23 protein-coding genes are annotated in these 23153 nt (G+C 59.0%); 14 read left to right on the top strand and 9 right to left on the bottom strand.

Annotation, left to right across the window (positions count from 1 at the left end; translation table 11 throughout):
• The first annotated feature begins 130 nt into the window (after positions 1–130).
• Positions 131–382 carry a hypothetical protein gene (locus A8B84_RS11835; RefSeq protein WP_064229378.1) on the top strand — a complete coding sequence of 84 codons (252 nt, stop codon included), beginning with the start codon at positions 131–133 and terminating at the stop codon, positions 380–382.
• Here the strand turns inward: A8B84_RS11835 and A8B84_RS11830 are convergent.
• Positions 379–1449 (bottom strand): hypothetical protein, encoded by a 1071-nt coding sequence (locus tag A8B84_RS11830; RefSeq protein ID WP_064229377.1) that lies wholly within the window; start codon positions 1447–1449, stop codon positions 379–381. The genes A8B84_RS11835 and A8B84_RS11830 overlap by 4 nt on opposite strands.
• 171 nt (positions 1450–1620) lie before the next feature.
• Between A8B84_RS11830 and A8B84_RS11825 the strand changes: the two genes are divergently transcribed.
• Genes A8B84_RS11825 through A8B84_RS11815 form a run of 3 tightly spaced genes read left to right on the top strand, consistent with a single transcriptional unit; the run spans position 1621 to position 6128 of the window.
• Positions 1621–5109 (top strand): response regulator, encoded by a 3489-nt coding sequence (locus A8B84_RS11825; RefSeq protein WP_138103193.1) that lies wholly within the window; start codon positions 1621–1623, stop codon positions 5107–5109.
• A gap of 33 nt (positions 5110–5142) precedes the next feature.
• The gene (locus A8B84_RS11820) at positions 5143–5700 is read left to right on the top strand and encodes a hypothetical protein (RefSeq protein WP_064229375.1); all 558 of its coding nucleotides are present in this window, start codon (positions 5143–5145) and stop codon (positions 5698–5700) included.
• Between the two features lie 14 nt (positions 5701–5714).
• Positions 5715–6128, top strand: coding sequence for a response regulator (locus A8B84_RS11815; protein ID WP_064229374.1), 414 nt, complete (start codon positions 5715–5717; stop codon positions 6126–6128).
• Between the two features lie 25 nt (positions 6129–6153).
• Here the strand turns inward: A8B84_RS11815 and A8B84_RS11810 are convergent, their stop codons facing one another.
• Positions 6154–6426, bottom strand: a complete 273-nt coding sequence (locus A8B84_RS11810) for a hypothetical protein (RefSeq protein WP_064229373.1) — start codon at positions 6424–6426, stop codon at positions 6154–6156.
• Between the two features lie 545 nt (positions 6427–6971).
• Here A8B84_RS11810 and A8B84_RS11805 point away from each other — a divergent pair.
• Entirely contained in the window at positions 6972–7202 is a 231-nt protein-coding gene (locus A8B84_RS11805; RefSeq protein ID WP_064229372.1) for a hypothetical protein, read from the top strand.
• Between the two features lie 15 nt (positions 7203–7217).
• Here the strand turns inward: A8B84_RS11805 and A8B84_RS11800 are convergent, their stop codons facing one another.
• The gene (locus A8B84_RS11800; RefSeq protein WP_064230075.1) at positions 7218–7751 is read right to left on the bottom strand and encodes a hypothetical protein; all 534 of its coding nucleotides are present in this window, start codon (positions 7749–7751) and stop codon (positions 7218–7220) included.
• A 185-nt stretch (positions 7752–7936) separates the two neighbouring features.
• On the opposite strand from A8B84_RS11800, the gene queC reads away from it, so the two are divergent.
• Both queC and queE read left to right on the top strand, forming a co-directional pair.
• Positions 7937–8602, top strand: a complete 666-nt coding sequence (queC, locus tag A8B84_RS11795; RefSeq protein ID WP_064229371.1) for a 7-cyano-7-deazaguanine synthase QueC — start codon at positions 7937–7939, stop codon at positions 8600–8602.
• On the top strand, positions 8602–9258 hold the full coding sequence (gene queE / locus A8B84_RS11790; protein ID WP_064229370.1) for a 7-carboxy-7-deazaguanine synthase: 657 nt from the start codon (positions 8602–8604) through the stop codon (positions 9256–9258). The genes queC and queE overlap by 1 nt, the downstream gene beginning before the upstream one ends.
• Here queE and A8B84_RS11785 read toward each other — a convergent pair whose 3' ends face one another.
• The 4 genes from A8B84_RS11785 to A8B84_RS11770 form a co-directional block, all read right to left on the bottom strand.
• Positions 9259–10326, bottom strand: coding sequence for an AraC family transcriptional regulator (locus A8B84_RS11785; RefSeq protein WP_064229369.1), 1068 nt, complete (start codon positions 10324–10326; stop codon positions 9259–9261).
• Between the two features lie 156 nt (positions 10327–10482).
• Positions 10483–11370 (bottom strand): alpha/beta fold hydrolase, encoded by an 888-nt coding sequence (locus A8B84_RS11780; protein WP_064230074.1) that lies wholly within the window; start codon positions 11368–11370, stop codon positions 10483–10485.
• A gap of 128 nt (positions 11371–11498) precedes the next feature.
• Positions 11499–13259 carry an ExeM/NucH family extracellular endonuclease gene (locus A8B84_RS11775; protein ID WP_064229368.1) on the bottom strand — a complete coding sequence of 587 codons (1761 nt, stop codon included), beginning with the start codon at positions 13257–13259 and terminating at the stop codon, positions 11499–11501.
• A gap of 9 nt (positions 13260–13268) precedes the next feature.
• On the bottom strand, positions 13269–14171 hold the full coding sequence (locus A8B84_RS11770; protein ID WP_201257898.1) for a helix-turn-helix transcriptional regulator: 903 nt from the start codon (positions 14169–14171) through the stop codon (positions 13269–13271).
• Positions 14172–14442: 271 nt separating this feature from the next.
• Between A8B84_RS11770 and A8B84_RS11765 the strand changes: the two genes are divergently transcribed.
• The 7 genes from A8B84_RS11765 (at position 14443) to A8B84_RS11735 (ending at position 22046) form a co-directional block, all read left to right on the top strand.
• Positions 14443–15726 carry an MFS transporter gene (locus A8B84_RS11765; RefSeq protein ID WP_064229366.1) on the top strand — a complete coding sequence of 428 codons (1284 nt, stop codon included), beginning with the start codon at positions 14443–14445 and terminating at the stop codon, positions 15724–15726.
• Between the two features lie 161 nt (positions 15727–15887).
• Positions 15888–16313 (top strand): MarR family transcriptional regulator, encoded by a 426-nt coding sequence (locus A8B84_RS11760; protein ID WP_064229365.1) that lies wholly within the window; start codon positions 15888–15890, stop codon positions 16311–16313.
• A 3-nt stretch (positions 16314–16316) separates the two neighbouring features.
• Positions 16317–17708, top strand: a complete 1392-nt coding sequence (locus A8B84_RS11755) for a DHA2 family efflux MFS transporter permease subunit (RefSeq protein WP_064229364.1) — start codon at positions 16317–16319, stop codon at positions 17706–17708.
• Between the two features lie 238 nt (positions 17709–17946).
• Positions 17947–18516 (top strand): TMEM165/GDT1 family protein, encoded by a 570-nt coding sequence (locus tag A8B84_RS11750; RefSeq protein WP_064229363.1) that lies wholly within the window; start codon positions 17947–17949, stop codon positions 18514–18516.
• A gap of 52 nt (positions 18517–18568) precedes the next feature.
• Positions 18569–19615 carry a L,D-transpeptidase family protein gene (locus A8B84_RS11745; protein ID WP_064229362.1) on the top strand — a complete coding sequence of 349 codons (1047 nt, stop codon included), beginning with the start codon at positions 18569–18571 and terminating at the stop codon, positions 19613–19615.
• A gap of 102 nt (positions 19616–19717) precedes the next feature.
• Positions 19718–21205 carry an NfeD family protein gene (locus A8B84_RS11740; RefSeq protein ID WP_064229361.1) on the top strand — a complete coding sequence of 496 codons (1488 nt, stop codon included), beginning with the start codon at positions 19718–19720 and terminating at the stop codon, positions 21203–21205.
• 37 nt (positions 21206–21242) lie between these two features.
• A complete protein-coding gene (locus A8B84_RS11735; RefSeq protein WP_064229360.1) occupies positions 21243–22046 on the top strand; it encodes a slipin family protein in 804 nt (267 codons plus the stop codon).
• 41 nt (positions 22047–22087) lie between these two features.
• On the opposite strand, the gene A8B84_RS11730 is transcribed toward A8B84_RS11735, so the two are convergent.
• Positions 22088–22369 carry an Lpp/OprI family alanine-zipper lipoprotein gene (locus tag A8B84_RS11730; RefSeq protein WP_064229359.1) on the bottom strand — a complete coding sequence of 94 codons (282 nt, stop codon included), beginning with the start codon at positions 22367–22369 and terminating at the stop codon, positions 22088–22090.
• 206 nt (positions 22370–22575) lie between these two features.
• Positions 22576–23139, bottom strand: coding sequence for a L,D-transpeptidase family protein (locus A8B84_RS11725; protein ID WP_064229358.1), 564 nt, complete (start codon positions 23137–23139; stop codon positions 22576–22578).
• Positions 23140–23153 lie beyond the last annotated feature (14 nt).

Raw genomic sequence — 23153 nt, 5'->3', positions numbered from 1 at the left:
TGGCAGAAGGACCGGCAAGGCTGAAAATAAAAATGAAACTCTATTCATTTTAATTGCACTTTGTCGGACAGTTGTGCAGACTTGCGTGATGGGAAAAGGATCTATCACGACTCAATGGACGAGAAGCCGAATGGACAAGCCCACACCCCCCAGCCACCAGTCAGCCTCCCGCGAGGTCAAGCTGGACCATCACGACAGCGTTCGCAATCACGTGCATCAGCAGGTGCGCTCGGAAGTTGAGCGGCTCGAACGCCGTATCGAAACCCTCCGTCTGGTCAAAGCGCCCCACGCGGCCATCATGATCTCCACCTATGAGCGGATGATCGACCGCAAAAAAGGTTTCCTGCAAAACTGGGATCTCAGGGACGGAGGCGCCAGCTAGCGCTCGGCGATAGCCACCGTTCCCCAAGTGGTTACAGCGTCCGCGTCTTCCTGATAGGTGCAATTGGCCGGATTGGCAATGGTGTCCTGCTCGTTCGTTGAGTCAGGGTCGTCAATGCGGGCCGGCTCGCCGTCTGAGGCAAAAATCCTGACCCGTTCCATGTTGTAATCCAGCTCGATTCTGAGGCAGTCGGGATGGTTGTCTTCCCGAGTGTACCCCGGATAGCGGTCGAGCTTGATGACTTCGGATTCCTGATTCTTGATAAACAGCGTATCGGTGTTTTCGTCAATGAAATCCTGGCGCAGTTCAATGCTGCCATGGTTCCGGCTCAGGTAGTCGGCGGTGGCGAACTCGGTGGGGCTGTAGCCCAGCGTCATGAAGCTGTTGGCGTCAAACCGGCTGCCTGCCAGCACGCTGACAAGTTCCGGCTGGGCCGCCTGGTCTTCTTCCTCCACGCTGCGGCTGACGTACTGGATGGTGCGATACACCTTGTTCTCGAGATCCGCCCCTTCCGGGCCATCCGGCAGGTAACGCCAGTCCAGGGTGGGGTAGATCCAGAGCTGGTCGTTCAGCGGCAGATCGGCAATCACCGCCGACTGGTCTGTGAACCGGATCTGGGCGCCATTGCCCCGAGTGTTGTAGGTGCCCGCGACGCCATCGGCAATGCGCTGGCTGATGTATCGTTTACCCTCCTGGAAATTGGTGACTTCACCGGATGCCAGCACCTGATTCATCAGGTCCAGCGGGTTGCGCACGCTGTCATAACTGGTGCCCGCGTCCGTTGGCGTCGCCCGGGTGAAAATCTCGATGTGACTGCGTATTTCCCCGGTGGTTTCCAGGTCGTCGGCATCGTCTGCTGCGGGCTGGATGCCACGGTAAAAATCCCAGAAACGAGTGTGACTAAGGTTGTCCGGGGCCACCTCAGTGTTCTGAAGGTCGAAGCTCGAGAACGTCAGATCCACATTGGTGGCCGGATTGAACGCTGAAGGGCCGGTGTCCTCAAGTCCGCAGCCACTCAGGACAAGCGTGGTCATGGAAACAGCAGCGAAAATGCAGGAATGTCTCATTTCAGAAGGCCCCGGGATGCGAAAAACGGTGTAAACGGCTAAAGTGAGTCACCAGGACGGTATAGCCCGGTGCGGTTACTGACAGTAAAACAAAAAACAGGTATCTACCCTCGCGGAGATCACATTTTGCGGCAACGGCTTGAATTGGCGCTCCCAGCGGTGACGTCTTTGATGGTGGCCCTGCTGCTCCTGGTCACGGCCATGATGCCGTCTTCGGCCAGTGCAGCCGGGCCCTGCCGTGATGGCGAGATTGTCCTGGATGTCGGTGTCGAGAGTATCCGTGATCTGGGTGGCTGTATCTGGTACCTGGAAGATCCCGGGCAGGCGCTGACCCTGGATGAGGTTCGCAAACTGGAATCGGGAGCCTTTACCCGCCAAGAGGGCGGCGTTTTAAACTTCGGCTACACCGAGTCGGCGTACTGGGTGCGTCTGGATCTGCGGTCCGCCCGAAACCTCGACCAGAACGGATGGATCCTGGAGCTTGCCCTGCCCCTGGTGGATGAAGTCGCCCTGTTCATGGTCCGCGACGGCGCGCTGGTTGAGCAGCGCCAGGCCGGTTACGAGGATAACTGGGTGGAGCGGGACCTGGCGGTTCCCAACCCCACATTCCGCCTTTCCCTGGCACCGGATACCCTCAGCCACGTCTATCTTCGGGTGGTCAACACCAACACCTTCCGTTTGCCGATCAGCCTGTGGCACCCGGACAGCTATATTGAAAAAGTCTCGGTGGATGAACTGGTGCGGGGCATTCTGCTCGGTGCGGTGCTCGCCATTCTCGCCTACAACCTGTTCGTCGCGGTCTCGGTGCGCGAGCGAAGCAACATCTATTACGTGCTCTACCTGGTGTTCGCGACCATCTTTATCTTTACCGAACAGGTTCACGGTATCCAGTTGCTGGAGAGCCGGCCCGCTCTTTTCGACAAGCAGTTCCTGCACTTCCAGATCATCCTGACCTGGTTCTGGGGCCTGCTGATGGCAAGGTCACTGCTGGAAACCCGGGAGCGGTCTGCCGACCTTGATCAGGTCATCCGCCTCTGTCTCTATTCGGTGGTCGCGACGTTTGTTCTGTCACTGTTCCTGCCCTACCACGTGGCCATGGAATGGATTGTGGTTGGCTCCGTGTTGCTGAGCCTGATCCTGATCGTCGTCAGTTACCTGTCCTGGCGTTATTACAATCCGGCGGCCCGGTCCTACTTTTTTGCCTGGACTCTTGCGCTGGTGGGCTTCGGCATCTACGCCCTGACGGTGATGGGTATATTGCCCCTTAACACCTTCACCGCCTACTCGCCCCAGTTTGGCCTGACTGCCCAGATTATTCTGTTCTCGTTTGCCCTGGCGGACAGGATAAAACAGGTTCAGGGCGAGGCATTGGGCTGGAGCCAGCGGGCGTTGTCGAATCTTCAGCGTTACCAGTCGCTGTTCGACAATGCCATTGAGGGCGTCTTCCAGATGTCCCCGGACCGGCGATTTGTCACTGCCAATCCGGCCATGGCGCGTTTGCTGGGCTATAACAGCAGCCGGGAGCTGCTCACGCGGAACCCGGACGTACTGGAAACCTGCATCGCGGATGACCGCCTGCGGCGGCTGGTGATCGAACAGCTGGAGGCCCGGGGTACGGTCAAGGGCATTGAGGCCCGATACCTGACCCGGGATGGCGACGAGCGCTGGGCGACCATCTCATTGCATACGGTTTATGACGCCGAAGGCGAGCCTACTCACCTGGAAGGGACCTGCATCGACGCCACCGAAAGTCACAACCGGCAGAGAATCGAGCGAGAGCGTGAGCAGGAGCGGCTCGAAAAGGAACTGGCCCGTAACTCGGCGGAGGCCAAGAGCCAGTTCCTGGCCAATATGAGCCATGAAATCCGTACGCCGTTGGCGGCGATCATCGGTTACGGTGAAACCCTGCTTGATCCGGACCTCAGTGATCCTGAAAAAAGAAGCAGCGCAGAGACCGTGGTACGAAGCGGGCGCCATCTGCTGGATCTGGTCAACGACATCCTCGACCATTCGAAGATCGACGCCAACAAACTGGATGTGGATATCGTATCGGTCAATCTGCCGGAACTTCTGGATGAAATTCGCGCCTTTTTTGCCCCCCGGGCCCGGGAAAAGGGGCTGGATTTCAGCATCATCTGCGAATACCCATTGCCGGAGCAGGTGCAAACCGACCCCACCAGGCTGCGTCAGATCATCATCAACCTGTGCGGCAATGCCCTGAAGTTCACCGACAAAGGTTCCATTTCGCTGGTGGTCCGCTGCGATCGCGAGCACGAATTGCTGGTGGCCAGGGTGGTGGATACCGGCATTGGCATGAAGCCGGAACAGTTGGGAAGGCTGTTTGATCCCTTTGCCCAGGGCAGCGCCGCCATTTCCAGGCAGTATGGCGGCACCGGCCTCGGGCTCAGTATCTCACGGCGTCTGGCAGAAATGCTCGGTGGCAGTATCCGGGTGAACAGCACCTATGGCGAGGGTAGCGAGTTCGAGCTGTCGATCCGGACCGGGCCACTGGCCCAGGTTCATTTCCTGCGTGATGCGTCGGAGCTCAGTCAGCGGCGCAGGGCCATACCCATGGTGGTGGCACCGAGATTGTCCGGGCGAATTCTGAGTGCCGAAGACAACGACGTGAATCGGCGTCTTGTGTCCCTGCTGGTGTCGCGAACCGGCGCCGAACTGGTTCATGTGAGCAATGGCGCCGAAGCCCTGGAACTGGCGATTCGCGAGCCCTTTGATCTGATATTGATGGACATCCAGATGCCGGTGATGAACGGCCGTGACGCCACCGCGGCGCTGCGCGAGGCCGGGGTCAATACGCCGGTGATCGCCCTGACCGCGAACGTGATGTCCGAAGACATTGCCGATTATCGGCTGGCGGGCTGCAATGAGCATCTGGCCAAACCCATCGACAAGCAGCGGTTCTATGAAGCCCTGGCCAGGTACCTTTCGGTAACCCCGGAGATTGTCCAAAGCACCGCGCCCCGGTATCAGGGCAAGGTGCTGGTTGCCGAAGACAATACCGAGAACCGTCAGCTGGTGGAGCGCATGCTACGCCGGGAGGGGCTGGATGTGATGTCGGTTACCAGTGGCGAGGAAGCGGTCCGGACGGCTCTGTCCGATACCGTTCATCTGGTTCTGATGGACCGTCACATGCCCGGTATGGATGGCGTTGCTGCAACCAGACTGCTGCGCCAGGCCGGGTTCCGGCGGCCGGTGATCGCCTTTACGGCTGGCGATCAGCAGGAAACTGATGCCCTGCTCGATGCCGGTTGTGACGGGGTGCTGAATAAGCCCATTGACCAGTCCCACCTGACGTCCCTGTTGGATCGACTGCTTGGCGCTGGCGCGGTTTCCGCGACGGACGCCGGTGAGGATGCCGAAATTGCCCATCTGGTTGCACAGTTTCTTGATGGTCTGGCCGCCCGTCGGGCGCGAATGGAAGCGGCGCTGGCGAGCGCCGATCGTGAGGCCATGAAAACCGAAGCCCACCAGATCAAGGGCACGGCGGGGGCTATGGGCTACCCGCTGATGACCCGACAGGCGGGTATAGTGGAAGATCTTCTGAAAGTCACCGAACCGGACTGGGACCGCGTTCGCAGCGAGCTCAAGGGACTCGGTGAAATGATAGAGCGTGCCCTAGTCGCTGCGAAAACCCCGGGCTGATGTATGCCGAGAACAACCAACAGGAAGAACCCGATGAGTGAGTTGCCGGAACGCCGAGAACACCATTCCCTGAGCATGATGTACGGAACCTACGCCGACATCCTGTTTGTGCTGTTTCCGTTTCTGATCATTGGTATGCAACGGCTGTGGGAAGGCCGACTGTATGAAACCCTGCTTCGACCGGATCTGAGTATCGCGGCCGCCATTCTGGCCGGCCTTGCCATCGGCAAGTTCGTGCTCGGACTGGTGACCAATCGGGACCTGGGCCGTTACAAGGAACGGATTGTTTTTTTCATTGCGCTGACCCTCTTCGTGGTACTGGGCCCGGCAATCATCCTGATATTGAGTATACTGGGGAGCGCGGATGTGCCCGGTTTCGTAACCTTTGTTCAGCCGATCCTTCTGATTATTGCCATTTCTCTGTACACAACGGCCGTGAGTATCAGCAACATCCTCACACGATTTGGCATGGAAGACGCAACAAAGGCAGATGATGAGACCAGGCCACGGTTTGATGACAGCGAAATGGGCGAGCCTCGCCCGTCGCCGCTGGATCTGCCCCGGCGCACGGGCAACGACCCAACAGCTTGACAGGAGCAACCCCCATGACGGATCTGAGAGTGCTGGTAGTGGAAGATGAGCCGGTGATGCGAGAGCGGCTGGTGGACATGCTCTACAAGGCTGGCGCCACCAAGGTGATCGAGTGTATTGATGCGGCTTCCGCCAGGACGGCTTTCAAGGGTGGGGAATTTCACATTATCCTGCTGGATCTGGGCCTGCCGGATGGCGATGGTCACGAGCTGATGCTGGAATTCAAGGATGCCCGGGCGGAGCAGCATATTGTGCTGGTGACGGCGGATGATTCCATCGAAAGTATTCAGCGGGCGATCAGTGCCGGCGCTAACGGGTACGTGGTCAAGCCCTATTCCCAGGAAAAAATACACGATGTGGTGAACAATTACGCCATGGTTCACGGCGGCGACATGGCGATGATGCAGGGTCTGAACCGGCGCCACTGACCGGTTCAGACATACCACAGTCTAATCAGGCAACCTGCCGGGCAATCCAGGAATTGTAACGGGTAGCCAGCGCCCTCACGTACCTCGCCTCCGAGTCGTTCAGGTTGCCCAGAACGCCCTTGAAGATCCAGCCCCGCTCATAAACACCCAGCACCCGCTGTTCGTCGTCCAGGTTGACGCGCTGATTCAGTTTTTTACAGATCGCATCCAGCAGCGGCAGCTTTTCCGGGCGCTTGATCGGGCCCTGACGATTGTTGATGGGCTGGTTTGCTGCACGAGTTGTCGGATGTCTTTTCATGATGTTCTCCTTGTCGTTTTGCGGCTGCAAAAACAAAACCCCGGTGCCTGAAGCAACCGGGGTTTCGCGGAGAAGCTGACCCGGTCGCTACAAAGGCTCCCGGGACTGACCGAAAGCCGTTAGATGTCTTTCACCATCGCGCGAACAGACTGCGCTGCATGGCAACCTGCTGCTGTGTATGCAATAAACTGTGGAATCATTCTGTTCATACCGGCTCTTGAGTTTCGGTTCGACTACCAGTGTATAGGCTAATGGGCCGTTTGCAATAGGTCTGCATCTTCGGCAAACCCCTACAGACGGCCCCATGGGCGCTTGGCATAATTCGCAGCGTCACGTGTTTTACGTTGTGCAATCCTGACTGCCTGCCGCGCCAGGCAGTCAATGGATCTCTCCTTTCTACGCAGCCTCTATGGCTGCGTTTTTTTTGGGTAGTGGAATCTTCGTAGCCACTACTTCGTACAGATTTTGTTGGCTGTCCTGGCGATAATTTGCACACTACCTTTTCATTCATTGCCATAGACAGATAGAGGTTGAAACCTAGCAAAATGTCCGACGACGCCGGATCTGCCAGTAGAAAGTTCCGTTTCCACGCATTGATTGAACTCGTCCTGATTATCGCATTGGGGCTATACCTGTTAGCCGCACAGGAGCAGGTTGTGGGCGAGAATCTGGTGTTTACCGTAACGGGTGCCGCGCTCATGGCGCTGGTGACCTACTGGACTCTCAATACCCTTCGGGATGGTCTCGAAGTTATCGCATTGCGTGTCAGGCACTGATTGCCTGATTCCGGATCAGGCCCGACGGCTCTGACCGGTTAATGGCTCCAGGGCGCCATGGTCCTCGGCAATCCGTTCCCAGGTTTTGTGGAGGATCAGGGCGTCATTTGCCGCCCGATGGACTGGCAAGCCAAGTTCGGTAATCACCTGCTGACGAAGCGCCGACCATTGGCGCACCTGGCGGGTGTCCAGCAATGCTGAAATGGACTCCAGCTGAAAGGCCGGGGTTATGCGGGCGGCCCTGAACAACCGGTGCAGCCAGAAGCTGTCGAACGTCCAGGCATCGCAGAACACCTGCTCTGGCAGCAGCTCATTCAGGGCCCTGGCCACTTCACCCACCGCAATACCGTCCGCTTCCAGAGTCTCGCGGGAAATGCCGTGTATCTGTTCAGCGCTTTGCGACCAGTCCTGCCAGAGGACATGGGGGGCGATCAGCCAGCTATGGAGAGAGCCATCCGGCATGCAAATCCCTACCTCAATGGGGTAGCTCGCGATCAGATCAAGGCTGGATGCCTCGAAATCGATGAATGCCGGCTGGATAGTGGTCATGGAGTCAGTGTAGCTGATGAGTTGTTTTTCGCTGAGTTTACCCGCCCCGCAATCGAGACGCGAACCCAACCTGTGCCTGCACTGTTACAATATGTCCATTCATTGTAAAAGCCCGATGACAGCAACAGGCGTCGGGCGCGACAGTAAACCAGCCCACACCCAATCGCACCATACGGGGAGCCCGAATGACAGACACCGTGGTTGTAATCTATTCCGGAGGCATGGACTCCTACACTCTGCTGCACCTGGCCAGGGAACGCGGGTATCGGGTGCATGCGCTGTCCTTCAATTATGGGCAGCGCCACGTCCGGGAACTGGAGTGTGCGCGTTCGGTATGTGAGGCCCAGGGTATTCCCCACAAAGTGATCGATATCCGCGCCATGAGTGAGGTGATGGCCGGATCATCCCTGACCTCGGATATAGATGTCCCGGAAGGTCACTACGAAGAAGACAGCATGAAAGCGACCGTGGTGCCGAACCGCAACATGATCCTCCTGTCGCTGGCAACCGGTTACGCCGTGACGGTAGGTGCCGGCGCTGTGTGGTACGGGGCTCACGGTGGCGACCATGCCATCTACCCGGACTGTCGCCCGGAGTTTGTTGAGAAAATGGACGCGGTCTGCCGGGTCGCCAACTACGAACCGGTGGGCATTGAGGCGCCCTTCATGGCCATGGACAAGGGCCAGATCCTGGCCGAAGGTCTCCGCCTGGGCCTGGATTATTCGCAGACCTGGACCTGCTACAACGGCCGGGGGCAAGCCTGTGGCCGCTGTGGTTCATGCGTTGAGCGCCTGGAGGCGTTTGCCGTCAATGGTGTGACCGATCCTCTGGAATACGAGGGCGCAGGCTGATGTATCGGGTCAAGGAAGCTTTCTACACCCTGCAGGGCGAAGGTGCCCAGGCGGGTCGGGCTGCGGTATTCTGTCGTTTCAGCAAGTGCAACCTCTGGACCGGGCGTGAGAAAGACCGTGCCAGTGCGGTCTGCAATTTCTGTGATACCGATTTCGTGGGCACGGACGGCCAGAATGGTGGCCGTTTTGAAACGCCGGAAGCCCTGGCCCGTCACATACGGAATCTCTGGCCGGACGCGCCTGGCAAGCCCTATGTGGTCTGCACCGGCGGAGAGCCCCTGTTGCAGCTGGATACAGCCCTGATTGAGGCGTTCCATCGGGAAGGGTTTGAAGTGGGGGTAGAGACCAATGGCACCCTGCAGGCCCCCGAAGGCATTGACTGGCTCTGCGTCAGTCCCAAGGCCGATGCACCTGTGGTGATCGAGGCCTGTGACGAGCTTAAACTGGTGTATCCGCAGCCCCTGGCGATGCCGGAGCGATTCCTGGGCATTCGCGCGAGCCATTATTTCCTGTCGCCCATGGCCTCTCCTTCGGCACCGGAAACGGCGGTGGATGAGATCAAGCAAAGCAATACTCGCCGCGCTACCGACTACTGTCTTGCCCACCCCCAGTGGCGTCTTACCCTGCAGATGCACAAAATCATCGGGATCGACTGATCAGCCGGTTGCCAGTGTCCGCTCGGCAGGTGTCGAGGCGGATCTTACAGGCGCGCTTCTGTAGTGACTGGGGCTGGTTCCAGTCCAGCGCTTGAAAGCCCGGGTGAAGTTCGCAGCGTCGGCATAGCCCAGGGCGTCGGCAATCTGGCTCAGGTTCATGCCGGTGCTGCGGAGCAGATCCTGTGCCCGTTCCAGGCGGACCTGATCCACCAGCTGCTGGAAGCTGGCTTCTTCTTCCTGCAGTCGCCGTTTGAGTGTTCGTTCAGAGACAAACAAGGTGCCTGCAACCCGGGCCAGTTTCGGTGGGAAGGGGTGGCTGGTTTCAATCACTCGCCGGACCCGACAGGCAAATCCGGCGTCTTCAGTCAACTGCCGCAGTGCTTCCTCGCACTGGGCTCTTGATGAGGCGGCCAGTTGATCGTCGGTGAAGCGTACCGGCAGATCCAGTCGGGCGGCGGGGATCACCAGGGCATTCTCCGTGGCACCGAACTCCACCGGTACCGGGATCTGTGAGCGGAACCGGTGGAAATAGGCCGGTTCCGGTCCGCGGCGAACAATCCGCAAACCATCAACCACCGAGCCCGTTAGTTGCGCCCCCATAGAAACGCACCCGAACAGCATGGCGTCCATGATAAACCCGTGTAGGGGGCCGAGATCGATATCGCAGCTGACAACGTACCAGGCCAGGCTGCCGGTTTCCCGTTTGCACACCTGAAGATGGGGCACCCGCAGTGTCAGGTAACGGGTCATCAGCTCCATGGCATCGCCCAACGTGCGGCTGCTCATGACCGCCGTACCCAGGGCGCCGTGCAGTGGTAGCTTCAGTTCCCGGGCGAGCATGATTCCGAGCCCCGGCTCGCCGCTTTCGATAATGGCCCGGGTGACAAATTCGCTGGCCTGGGTCTGGCTGACCCGCAGATCGGTGGATTGAAGGCGGGCCGGGTCGAGTCCGACCCGAAGCAGAAGGTCCTGTTCATCAACACCGATGGTATTCAGCAGCTCGGCCAGAAGGTGCAGGTAGATGGCCGGCATGCCCAGGTCCTGTGCCGTTGAAACGGAGGCGCGCATGGGGTTTCCTCGTCTTATTCTGTTCTTGTTATGTCGCAGAACGCGTAGTTTCGACGATTATGGCGCCTCCCGGTTCGTTCCCCCATGACTTCGCTGACGAAATAAATGGCCTGAAAGGCCAATCATCGGCTGGGACTCGCGCCCAGCCCGGTCGTCTTACTGGCCATGGCGGCGGACGAAGCCTTCAAGTGCCGCGGCGGATCGCCCCGGTGTTTCCAGCATGGGAAGATGCCCCACACCCCGGAACATGTGAATTTCGGCGTGCGGTGTCGCCGAGCCGAACCAGTCCACGCAGCGCGTGGGCGTGATCACGTCCCGGTCACCCCATTGAACCTGCAGTGGTGGCGTGTCAGGGCCCAGATAGCGGGCCGGTGCCAGGGCGTCTGCCACCATGTCGCTGAATATGTGTCGGAGGGCGTCGGTGCGGCCCAGCAGATCGGGACCCAGCAGGCCGGCCATGGCCAGGCCGGAGACCGTGGGCTTGCCGGTACCAACACTGTTGAACATGCGGTAAACCCCTTTCCAGTCCCGGGGAATCAGGATGCCGTCACGATCGGATGCAAACGGAGCATGTATGTCGACCTGGGCATGCTCTGGAATCCCGGCACTGTTCAGCAGCGTCAGGGAACGGGGTGCCGGCTCCAGCTTGTGGGCCAGGACAGTAGCAATAGCACCCCCCATGGAGCTGCCGGCCAGATGTATGTTGTCCGTGTCAAAGCCCGCGAGCCACTGACCCAGTCGACGGGCCTGGGTTTCATAGCGGTAGCAGGCTTCAGGCAGGTAATCACTCTCTCCGAACCCTGGCAGATCCGGTGCCAGCAGATGCCAGTGGCTGGGCAGTCTTTGCAGCCACAGCCCCCAGTTTTCTTTCATGGCGGCAAAGCCATGAATCAGCACGATGGTAGGGCTTCCTGCGCCGGGAGCACCCCGTTCCAGGAAAACCATTTTGTGGCCATCCACGAGCGCTTCGCGGCGTCGGGCCTGAAGAAGAAATCGTTGTCCCGCGCGGGCAGCGGGCCAGAGGTTGGGTGCAGGGATTCTCATGGTCGTCATCGATCACCGGTTTTGGGTCTGATCGCCAGTCTACCGGGACCAGCCTGCCGAGCCTTGGCTTCAACGCCCGGGAGCCCGGGCGGACGGGCAACCAACGGTCGCGCCGCCGCGGACAGGGTTCAGAGCTTTACGTCTACGATAACCGGGTTATGGTCGCTGGACCGCCAGGGCGCCTGCCCATCAGCAGCGTGCTCGCTCTGGTAGCCAAGAACCCTGGGCTCGTCGGCATTCACCAGCCAGCTTCGGGCACCGACAACCCGTGGCTTCAATGTCTCGGAGGCCAGGGCGTAATCCAGGGACCCTTTCTCGCCACGGTATCGGTAGGTGTAATGGCGACAGCTGGTCTCATTGCAGGGATGGAAGTGGTGCACCATGCTGACGAAGCCCGCTCTTGCCAGTACCCGAAGGGGTTGTTCACGGGCATAGCTGTTCAGGTCACCCATGATCAGGGTGCCGGCCGACTTGGGGTCTCCGGCGTCAACGCCGGCCCATCCGGCCAGCGCTTGTGCTTCGTCAGCCCGCCGGCTGGCGTAACAGCCCTGGCCATCGGCCTGATCCCGATCGTCCCCATGGGCACCCCGACAGGATTTTGATTTCAGGTGAGGAACGATAACCCTGACGGTTGTCTCACCATCGACACGACTGAAATTCTGGGCCAGCGGAGGCCGGCCACCGGATCTGAACGGACCGCTGGCAAGCCGTTCCGGCAGGCCAATGGCGCTCACCCGGTCGCTGCGGTAGAGCAGGCCGGTCCGTATCTCATCATCGCCATCCTGACCTGGTGTGCTGACGAACCGCCACTGATTACCCAGGGCCTCGGCCAGGCTGGCGATGGCGCTGTGCGGGCCGTAGCCGTCGTTCTCGAGTTCCGTGAGCGCGAGGATATCCGGATCCGGGGCCAGAAGTGTCTGCACCAGTCGCTGTTGCTGGCGCTGATATGCCGCCGATGTTTTCGCCCCCCGGGTTGTTGGAAACTGGCTGCCACGACCATCGCCATTGAAAAAATTACCGAGATTCAGTGCCATGATTCGCACAGCGCCACCGGGTACGGGGTCCGGTGCGGGATCTCTCGGGTTGGTTGCGAGGAAAACCGGTGCCCCGGCGGGCTGGACTCGCCAGGCATCGAACCGGAAGTCCAGCACCCCGACAAGCCCGTCAATCTGGTCACCAGAGCGTACGGCTGCCGAGGACAGCCCCCCGGGGGGCCAAGGTATGGGCCTGGGATTTCTGATGGACCGATTGTCGTCCAGCAGCACGCGATTGTGCCGGTTTCGGATGGATGCTCTGTACGCATCGTCGCCAGGAGGAAGGTGCTCGGTGGGTTGGACCTGGTCTGCGGCGGCCAGCGTCAGTTCGCCGTAACGGCCGAGGTTGTAATTGTCTACCACCGTCAGGGGCTGGCGGAAGGTAACCCGCATATTCTCAAGATTTTCGGGATCCCGGGTCCAGGGCAAAGCCAATGGAGAGGGCGCCGGTAGCGCTTCCCGCCCGCAACTCCGGATGTTTCGGATCGCCACCAGTTCAGTTAGTCCGTGGTATTCCTTCACCTTGCCGGTAACTCGCAGCCTCATGCCGGGTTTGCCGATCTCGCGGTCGGTATAGACAAACAGGGCCTCGGAAGTGGCGGGATTGTTGTCGGTCTCGTGGTCGGCCTGCTGGAGATAAAAGCCGCCAAACCCACCCTCTGACCGGGAATCCTGGGTCAGAATGCCCTCGACTGTGACGGTTTTGCCCGCCAGAGGCGAAGCCGGGCCGGTGCCCTGTACTTCGGAAATCGGTGTCGCGGGGCTACCACAGACAGATTCTGCCGCTGCTGCCAGGGGCAGGAACGACAGAATCAGCAAACAGAAAAAGGAATACCGCCAGGTTTCAGAGCTCACATCGGCAGTTTAACTGAGACCGGCAACGGCTTTCAGGGCCTGTTCGCGCTTGCTGCCAAATCCCAGCTGGTCCGGATTGGCCAGTTCAAGCTGTTGTACCAGCGGATCCGGATGCTGGTTGTCAAAGGTAATTCCGAGCCGTGACAGCACGTAGGGTGCAAGAGCGGCACGGGTGGCAACCTCCAGACGGCCATGCTCCATCCCATAATCCCGGGCGATGATCTGTTGCTGGGCTTCGGTCAGGCGTCGGTCAGGAGTAACCACGAGGGTAACCTCCCGGTTCCAGTGCTCGTCCTGCTCCCGGCTGTGTCTGGCACGCTGCCGTAGAGCTTCGGGCGAAGTCCGGAAACGGCTCAGGGCAAAGTCCCGGAACTCCCGATTGGAGTCACACCAGGCCCGCAAGTGCCAGCTGTTGCCAGCACACACCAGAGTATGAGGTTCAAGAATGCTTTCCACCGCTTCCGGGCGACTCAGGGAAGCATAGCTGGCGCGCAACTGCCTGCCCTGTCGTGTTGCCGTCACGACGGCGCGCATGGTTTCCGGTGCAATCACACGGTTAGGGCCCTGCACCACCGTGCTGTCCGGCAGGTCAATGTTCAGAGACTCAAATGTGTTGCTCAGGTTCTGCTGGCGGGCAAGCAGATCCAGATACTCGTTCACCACCCCCCGGGTAACCACCGGACGGAATTTCTCCGCCGGAACATAGCCTTTCAGGTGGCGGTCATAAACCAGATTGCCCGGCGCCAGTTCGCGCAGGTAGGTGTTGATGTCCTTGGACGCCTGCTGACGACCGATACCGAAACTGTGGCAGATGTGGTTGGTGGTCAGGCGACCTTCCCACAGGGCAATGGTTTCGATCAGTCGATAGCGAAGCAGCAAGTCCCAGCGGATGGGCCAGTCCGTTTTTTTCATAACCAGGCGCTCACGGTCCAATGAATAGCTCGTTGCCATGTTACCTGCTCCGGCCAGCAGGGTCTGTTACGGCACATTAATGTAAAACCCTGTTAAACCGCTCCACGGCGGCCTTTGCGGGTTTTTGTGACGCGGTTAACAGGTTTCGGGAAGTGCCTAGTGGTTTCACTTCCCGCTCCTGATTTAATACGCGGCCGGCAAAGTCCGGTGCTTGCTGCTATTTTGTCTGTCATCCAATCGAAAATACCCTGCCACGCCCGGAGCCGTTGTAATGACCCGAATGGTCACCTCCCTGTCTGCCCTGATCCTGAGCATTATTCTGCTGGTCAGCGGTAATGCGTTCCTGATGACGTTACTGGGTATACGTCTGAGTATTGAGGCGATATCACCGGACATTATCGGCTGGATTCTGGTCTGCTATTCCATCGGTTTTGTGTTGGGCACGCTTTATGTTCACCGGATTATAGGCCGGGTTGGTCACATTCGTGCCTTTGCCGTGTTCGCTGCGATTGCTGCCGTTACGTCGCTGCTCTATCCGATGGCTGTTTCCGAGATTTTCTGGGCCGTGCTGCGGGTGCTGTCCGGGTTCAGTATTGCCGGTGTGCTGGTGGTCATCGAGAGCTGGTTCTCCAGCCGGGCCACCAATGCCAACCGCGGTGCGCTGTTTGCGGTTTACCAGATCGTGTTCTACCTTTCCGCCGCCGGCGGGCAGCTCATCGTCAATATCGGCGACCCCGCCAACTTCATGCCGTTCTCGATTGCAGCGATCCTGCTGACACTGGCTCTGGTACCGCTCTCAATGACCCGAATGGAAGCACCGGTAATCGAGCAGGTCCAGCGTATTTCGATCTTTACCCTGGCCAGGGAGTCCTTTAGCGGTGTTGCCGGCGCACTGATTTGTGGGGTCATGATTGGCGGTTTCTATGCGCTCGGGCCGGTGTACGCAACGCTGGTCGGGCTGGACGTTGCCCGGACATCCACGTTCATGGCCAGTGCCATTGTCGCAGCCATGATCCTTGCCTGGCCGCTGGGACGGCTCTGTGACCGTTTTGACCGGCGTCGCGTGATGTTCTGGATCGCCGTTTTGGCCGCGTCCGCTGCAGGTGGTGTTGGAGTGTTGGGGGCTGCAAACCCATGGTTGCTGACCCTTCTGGTGGGGCTGTTTACGGGCCTGTCTGCGGCCCTTTATCCGGTCGCCGTGGCGATTACCAATGACCGCATGGAAAGCACTCGTATCGTTGCTGCCAGCGCCACGCTGCTGCTCAGTTACGGGGTTGGCAGTGTCATCGGGCCGGTTGTCATGGCTGAACTGATCAACCTTCTGGGGCCGAAAGGCCTGTTCCTTGGCAATGCAGGCTTCCTGGTTCTGCTGGCGGTGATTACCAGTTATCGGATCAGTCATACCGAGGACGTTGCCGTTGCGGATCAGGAGCACTTCGTGCCTGCCATGCCGGAAGCGTCGCCGGTGCTCGCCGAGATCGATCCGCGAAATACCGAGTTCCATGAGTCTCCCGAAGTCGAGGAGATGCACGAAGAGCAGCGTCAGGCGAGCTGACGCTGCTTTCGGTTTTCCCCGATTTTGTTTTTACTTCCGTATCTGTTTTTATCTCAATGGTTAGCATACTATTGGTGACTTTCCGATAATGTGATTTGTTGGTCGAGTGCGCGGTTGCGCCTGGCCAGGGCGAAGGCCCTTTTTCTATGGAGTGACGACAAATGAGAGACCAGTTTCCTTTTGCGGTAGCCCGGGTTACCCGGCGCTGGAGAAAAATGCTTGATGAGCGCCTTAAGGATCTGGGTGTCACCCAGGCGCGCTGGAGCACCATGGTGTACCTGGAGAAAGGCGGTGAAGGCCTTACTCAGCGCGAACTGGCCAGCCTCATGGCGATCGAGAATCCGACCCTGGTTCGACTGCTGGACAGCTTGGAGCAGCAGGGGTTGATCGAGCGCCGACCCTGCCCGAATGATCGCCGGGCGCGACGGCTGCATCTGACCAACGCCGGCCGAGCGTTTATGGACGACCTTTCCGAGCGAGCCGAGGTGTTGCGCGAGGAAATGCTGGAAGGTATCAGCGACAAAGAGATCGAGTGTACCGTGAAGGTCTTCCACAAGATCCTGGAAAACGCTGAAAAGCAGAAGTAATCCTTGGCTGATAACTCAGTTGAGGGGCTGAAAGCCCGCTACGGGGATCGCTGGCGCTGGCTGGCGGTGGCCACGGTGATGATAGGCACCATGGCCACGGTGCTCAGTGCCACCGTGGTCAACGTAGCGTTGCACGACATCATGGTAGAGTTCGGCATTCGCCAGGGCCAGGTTCACTGGCTGGCAACGGGCTTTATCGCCGCCATGACCACCACCATGCTCGCCTCCTCCTGGCTGCTGGATCACTTCGGGGTTCGCAAGACCCTTGCCGTAGCCATGTTTCTCTTCACCCTGATTTCCCTTGCCGGTGGATTTGCCGAGACACCGGGCCAGCTCATCGCTGCCCGGATAGGACAGGGCGCCATGGCCGGCTTGATGCAGCCCATGGGCATGTACCTGGTGTTCCGGATTTTTCCACGCCATCGGCGAGGCCAGGCCATGGGAATCTATGGCATGGGGGTTATTCTGGCACCGGCTTTGGGGCCCGTGCTGGGGGGCTTCCTGGTTGATCAACTCGACTGGCGCTACGTGATGTTCGCGCCGGCGCCGGTAACACTGGTGGGTGTGCTGATGGCCTGGCGCTTTCTGCCATTGCCGGTCTCCCGGCCGGCGCCCTATCGGTTTGATCTCCCCGGGTTGTTACTGCTCGGCCTCACCATTGCCCTATCCCTGGACACCCTCAACCGACTGCAGCAGGCTTCGGGACAGCAGACGTGGATTATTGCTGAAGCATTGCTGGCCCTTTGCGGGCTGGTGCTCTTTGTGTTGCGTGAACGGCAGACTGCGCACCCGCTGGTGAATATCGGCTTGCTGCGCAAACCGACGTTCCTGTTCGCCTGCCTCGGGGCCATGGCACTGGGGCTGGCGCTGTTCGGATCCACCTATCTCATTCCGCTGTTTGTGCAGACAGCCCTCGGGTTCAGCGCGACAGAGGCCGGGTTACTTATGCTGCCGGCAGGGATTGTCCTGGGTATGACGTTCCCATTAGCCGGGCGGCTGGCGGACAGGCATAGCGCCAGGGTTCTGGTTGTCTTCGGGATTGGTGCATTTGCCCTGTCGGCCGTGCTGTTTGCGCTGTCTGACCTGAAGCTGGCGTTCGGCTGGCTGGTGCTGTGGACGGTTTTGGGGCGCATTGGTATTGGCTTCATGCTTCCGGCCCTTTCAACGGGCGCCTTGAACCCGCTGGAGCCGCAGGAGTTGGGCGCCGGCTCCAGCACCCTGAACTTCATGCGCCAGCTCGGGGGCGCCTTTGGTGTCAACCTCGTGGCCCTGACCATCGAATTCGGCGATCACAGTGCGGGTATGCCAACGATCAACGCGTTCCATTCCGCCTGGTGGCTGGTGGCCGCATTTGTGGCAGTCGCCGCGATTCCGGTTTGGAAGATGCGGGCCTAGGGTCTCGTCTGGTTGCGGCCTCGTTCCGAATTCATTAATATGCCCGCATCTCTTCAGGGGAGTAGCCTCCGAACCGGAACTGTCGGTCGGATGGTAGTCAACATACTTGGGGCCAAATCCCCATGGCTATCGTGTTTCACCGCCACATCGGTGAAATTGGCAAGACCTGAGGCGGTTTCACCTCCATAGGGCGGAAGGTGGGCTGCCTCATGTCTGGTTATCCGCCCTGGAGTTTTTCATGGACGCTTTCCTCGCTTCTACGGTTGCCGTCGCCATAGCGGAAATAGGTGACAAGACCCAGCTGCTCTCGCTTTTCCTCGTTGCCCGATACGCTACTCGCCTGCCCATTATTCTCGGCATTTTTGTCGCGACGGTTCTCAATCACGCCCTATCGGCCTGGCTAGGTGCCTGGGTGGCGTCATTCATTCCACAAGCCTGGTTGCCCTGGATTCTGGCCATCAGCTTCGTTGCCATAGCACTCTGGCTGCTGGTGCCGGACAAGGATGACAGCGAAGACTCGAAGTTTCTGGGAATGGGGGCATTCATGGCCACCACCATCATGTTCTTCCTGGCGGAGATCGGCGACAAGACGCAGGTTGCAACCGTCGTTCTCGCCGCCCGCTTTACCGAAACCTTCTGGGTTATTCTGGGCACCACGGTGGGTATGCTGTTGGCCAACATACCGGTTATCATGGCAGGACGCTGGCTGATGGAACGGTTGCCCCTTGCCACAGCCCGGATTGGTGCAAGTGTTCTGTTCGTGGCGCTTGCCGTCGTAACAGTATGGGCGACCTATATGAACTCCTGAGGGTACTTGCTGTCACTGTACCCGGTTGCCTGATGCTTTCGGAATGTTTTCTATGTGGTTCAGATTCTTAGCGGTTTTTTCTCTGGCGCAGTTCCTGGTGTTCCCAACCGCAGGGTTGGCGGAACCTCTGGATGCTGCCAGCGATCCGGATACCCCGGAAGAGCCTGACAGAAGCCCTCGTGTGCCCACGTTCCCGGTTCAGGGTGACCTGGCAGGAGAGCTCGGGGTTTTTGAAACCCGTTATGAGGACACTTTTGCCGGCATAGGTAATCGATTGGCCATGGGGTATCTGGAACTGGTGAAGGCCAATCCCGGTGTGGATCCCTGGCTACCCGGAGAGGGCACCACTATCACTCTGCCGCGCCAGTATGTGCTGCCAGATGCCCGGCGCGAAGGCATCGTTATCAATCTCGCGGAGTACCGCCTGTATTACTTCACCGATAAAGGAGTGCAGGTGTACCCGGTAGGCGTTGGCACTGCGGAGAATCCCTCCCCGCTGACGGATGCAGAGGTCACCATGCCGCTGGAGTCCCCGGCCTGGTATCCGCCGGCGAGCATTCGGGCTGAGTACGAAGCCTCCGGTGAGTATCTGCCCCGAATGATTCCCCCAGGTCCCGGAAACCCGCTCGGCACCCACGCCCTGATGCTGAGTGAAAAAGGCTATCTGATTCACGGTACCAACAAGAAATTTGGTGTGGGCATGCCGGTCAGTCATGGCTGTTTCCGGATGTACAACGAGGATATCTCCCGGTTCGTTTATCAGGTTGAAAAGGGCACGCCCGTTCAGGTCGTGCATGACGCCGTCAAGATCGGGTTCTCGGATGGTGAGGTCTGGCTTGAGGTGCACCGCCCCCATGAAGACTACCCCCGTGAGGATCGAGACCGTCTCTGGAAGCAGGTATTTGCGGAAGTTGAAGCCTTCCGCAGTCGGCATCCGGGCGTCGAGGTCAAGCGTGGTGCCATTGAACTGGCAGTGGACCAGGCCGATGGCCTGCCAACCATGATTGGTGAACGGGTCACCCGGATGGCCGCAGACAAGACCGTGAAAGAGAAATCGCCGGAATCGGCGAGCGAACCTGAGCAGCGGCTATACTTCTGAGGTAGTTGTCTGGGCAGGAGGGCCGCCCTTTACGGATAGAACCACGGCCACTGTGCCATCGTATATTCAGGCATTGATTTTATTCCGGTCCAGGGAGGCGTTATGCAGGCACACCGTCCCATGCGATCACAGAATCCCGCCCGTCTCCGGGCCTGGGCTATGGTTTTCCTCACAGGTGCACTGCTTGCACTGGCGTCCCTGGCCCATCAGGTTCTTGCCCAGCAGGAATCCTCCGACACTGCTCTGGTGCTGACGGTTGAGGGGGCTATCGGCCCCGCGACCATGGATTACGTCACCCGTGGCATTCGCCGGGCGGAATCCGAGGGTGCCGGTCTGGTGATTATCGAAATGGACACGCCTGGCGGCCTGATGGATTCCATGCGGGATATCATCAAGGTGATTCTTGCCTCCGACGTTCCCGTAGCGACTTATGTTTCCCCCCAGGGTGCCCGGGCGGCCAGTGCCGGCACCTATATTTTGTACGGAAGCCACATTGCTGCCATGGCGCCTGCAACCAACCTGGGGTCGGCCACGCCGGTCCAGATGGGCGGTCTGCCTGGTAGTCCGGAACCGGAGAGTGATCCGGCCTCAGGCGATCCGGAATCTGAGGACGGTTCGGATTCCACCCCCGACTCGTCATCCGACAGTGACCAGCAAGCCAGCGATGACGACGGTAAACGTCGCGGCGGTACTGCCATGGAGCGCAAGGTTCTGGAGGACGCGGTCAGTTACATTCGTGGCCTGGCTGAACGCCATGGCCGTAATGCCGACTGGGCTGAAGAGGCCGTCCGTGAGGCTGTAAATCTTGGTGCCGAAGAGGCGCTTGAGAAGAACGTCATTGATGTGATTTCCCCCAACCTCCGGGACCTGTTGCAGCAGGTAGATGGTCGCACCGTTCGCATGGCGTCGGGCGACATGACCCTGAACACGGCCAGTCTGGAAATTGTCAGATCCCAACCGGACTGGCGCACCCGTCTGCTTTCCGTAATTACCAATCCGAACGTCGCCTATTTCCTGATGATTATCGGCTTCTACGGCATCATCTTCGAGCTGGCAAACCCGGGCGCCGTGGTGCCAGGTGTGATTGGTGCCATCTCGCTGATTCTTGCGCTTTTCGCTTTCCAGGTCCTGTCGGTGAATTACGCTGGCCTGGCGCTGATCCTGCTCGGGTTGGCGTTCATCGTGGGCGAGGCCTTTGTGCCCAGTTTCGGGATATTGGGGGTTGGCGGGATTGTCGCCTTTGTAACCGGCTCGATTATCTTGATGGACGGCAGTCACCGGGATATTTCCCTGCCGACTATCGGCGGCACCGCGGTGGTGGCTGCCGGGTTTATCCTCTGGACGGTGACCCGTTTCATTGGCCTGCGTCGACGGCATCCGGTCAGCGGCACCGAACAGCTTACCCATGAAGAAGGTGTGGCACTGGATAGTTTCTCGGGAGAGCATGGCCACTACCGCGGCCATGTCCGGCTCAGCGGTGAGCGTTGGAATGCCATCAGCGAAGAGCCCGTCAAAGAGGGCGACCGGGTTAACGTGACAGCAATAGAGGGTTTAACGGTAACTGTCAGGGTTATTCCGGACAACGGCTGACCCGACGGACAAAGAAACGGCAATACAAGGAGGCCGTATGATTGGCGATCTGATTCCCTATCTGGCACCCACGGTGGTGTTACTGCTGATTCTCGCTTCGGCCATCAAGATCCTGCCGGAGTACGAGCGTGGCGTTGTGTTCTTTCTCGGGCGTTTCCAGGGGGTTAAAGGCCCGGGCCTGATCATTGTTATTCCAGGCATTCAGCAGATGGTGCGGGTGGACCTGCGGGTAATCACCCTGGACGTGCCGAGCCAGGACGTCATTTCCCGGGATAACGTGACGGTACGGGTGAATGCCGTACTGTACTTCCGTGTGGTGGATCCCGAGCGCGCCATTATCCGGGTGGAGGATTTCAATTCCGCAACCAGCCAATTGGCCCAGACGACGCTGCGGTCGGTGCTGGGTAAGCATGACCTCGATGAAATGCTGTCAGAGCGGGACAAGCTGAATTCGGATATCCAGGAGATCATCGATGCCCAGACCGAGGAATGGGGCATCAAGGTGGCCAACGTAGAAATCAAGCACGTGGATCTCAACGAATCGATGATTCGTGCCATTGCCCGCCAGGCCGAGGCCGAGCGCGAACGTCGTGCCAAGGTCATCCATGCCGAGGGGGAATTGCAGGCGTCCAAGAAACTGGTGGAAGCGGCGGATGTCATGTCCACCAACTCCGGTTCCATGCAGCTGCGTTACCTGCAGACCCTGGCAGATATGAGCAATACCAATTCATCCACCATTGTCTTCCCGCTGCCAATGGAGTTGATGACCACGTTCCTGAAGGAAAACAAACCTTTTACGCCTGACAAGCCTGGTCCGGACAAACCCGAACCCGAGGCATAAAAAAAGGCCGGCATAGCCGGCCTTTCTGTTACGTCTCAGCCTTATTTCTGGCTGGCACGCTCGAGCATACGCTTGGCACGCTCGTTTGCTTCGTCGGCAGCTTTCTGGGCTGCACGAGCAGCGGCCAGAGCTTCTTCTGCAGTCTGCTGGGCAGTACGTGCAGAGCTGGCAGCGCTGTTAGCGGTGTTCAGTGCATTTTCAGCAGTGCGCTCAGCAGAGCTGGCGGTTGCATTCGCTTCGTCGATGGCGCCCTGGTCAGTAGTGGCACAACCTGCAGTCAGAGCTGTAGCCAGTGCAATCCCGGCGATCGTCAGTTTACGCATTGTAAATCCCCTTATTGGTCGAGTTATTTCCTGTGATCCGAAAGTCAGTATAGACGACTTCCTGTCAACCTGCGCAGCAACGTTTGTCAGGCAATGACTACCGGAGTCGTTAAACAGTGTAAAACACTGTAAGCGGGAATGTTAACTGGAGATACGTAAATTTGCTAAGCATATGACAACAACTTAATACTGCTGTCAGATTTGACTCAGGGATGAATGCTGATAGGGGTTCCGTTGGACACCAGCTGCCAGATTTCATCCATCTCGTCGTTGGTTACGGCAATGCAGCCATCGGTCCAATCCAGACCGGTATAGGCAAAGGCCATGTCGCCCACGTTATTGGGCAGGCCATGAATCATGATGCTGCCACCGGGGTCCAGGCCCCACGCCGACGCCAGCTCACGGTCCCGCTCGCTGGGATAGGAAATGTGGATGGATTTGTAGAAATCGCTTTCGGCATTGCGCCAGTCCAGAGTGTAGTCGCCTTCGGGGGTGCGCTCGTCGCCTTCATACAGCTTGTGACCTTCCGGGTTGTCGCCCAGGGAAATCCGGTAGCTGCGAACCACGTCCTCACCGTCCATCAGGTACAGGCGGCGCTCTCCCTTGCGAACGACCACCTTGTTGACACTCTGAATATCCGCGGGCTTATACATGGTGGCAGCCGGCATTCGGGTGTCGGCCTTGGCCAGCAGCTCGGTGGCGAAAGTGCTCGGAGCAACTGCCAGGCAGAGCAGGGCGAGAGTGGATAGCAGGGCGCGGAAAATGCTCATGTCCTTAACTTACC

This window comes from Marinobacter sp. EhC06, assembly GCF_001650915.1.
In the GTDB taxonomy this organism is placed as follows: Bacteria; Pseudomonadota; Gammaproteobacteria; order Pseudomonadales; family Oleiphilaceae; genus Marinobacter.
The sequence above is the reverse complement of the archived record's forward strand: the minus strand, read 5'-3'. Positions and strand labels throughout refer to the sequence as shown.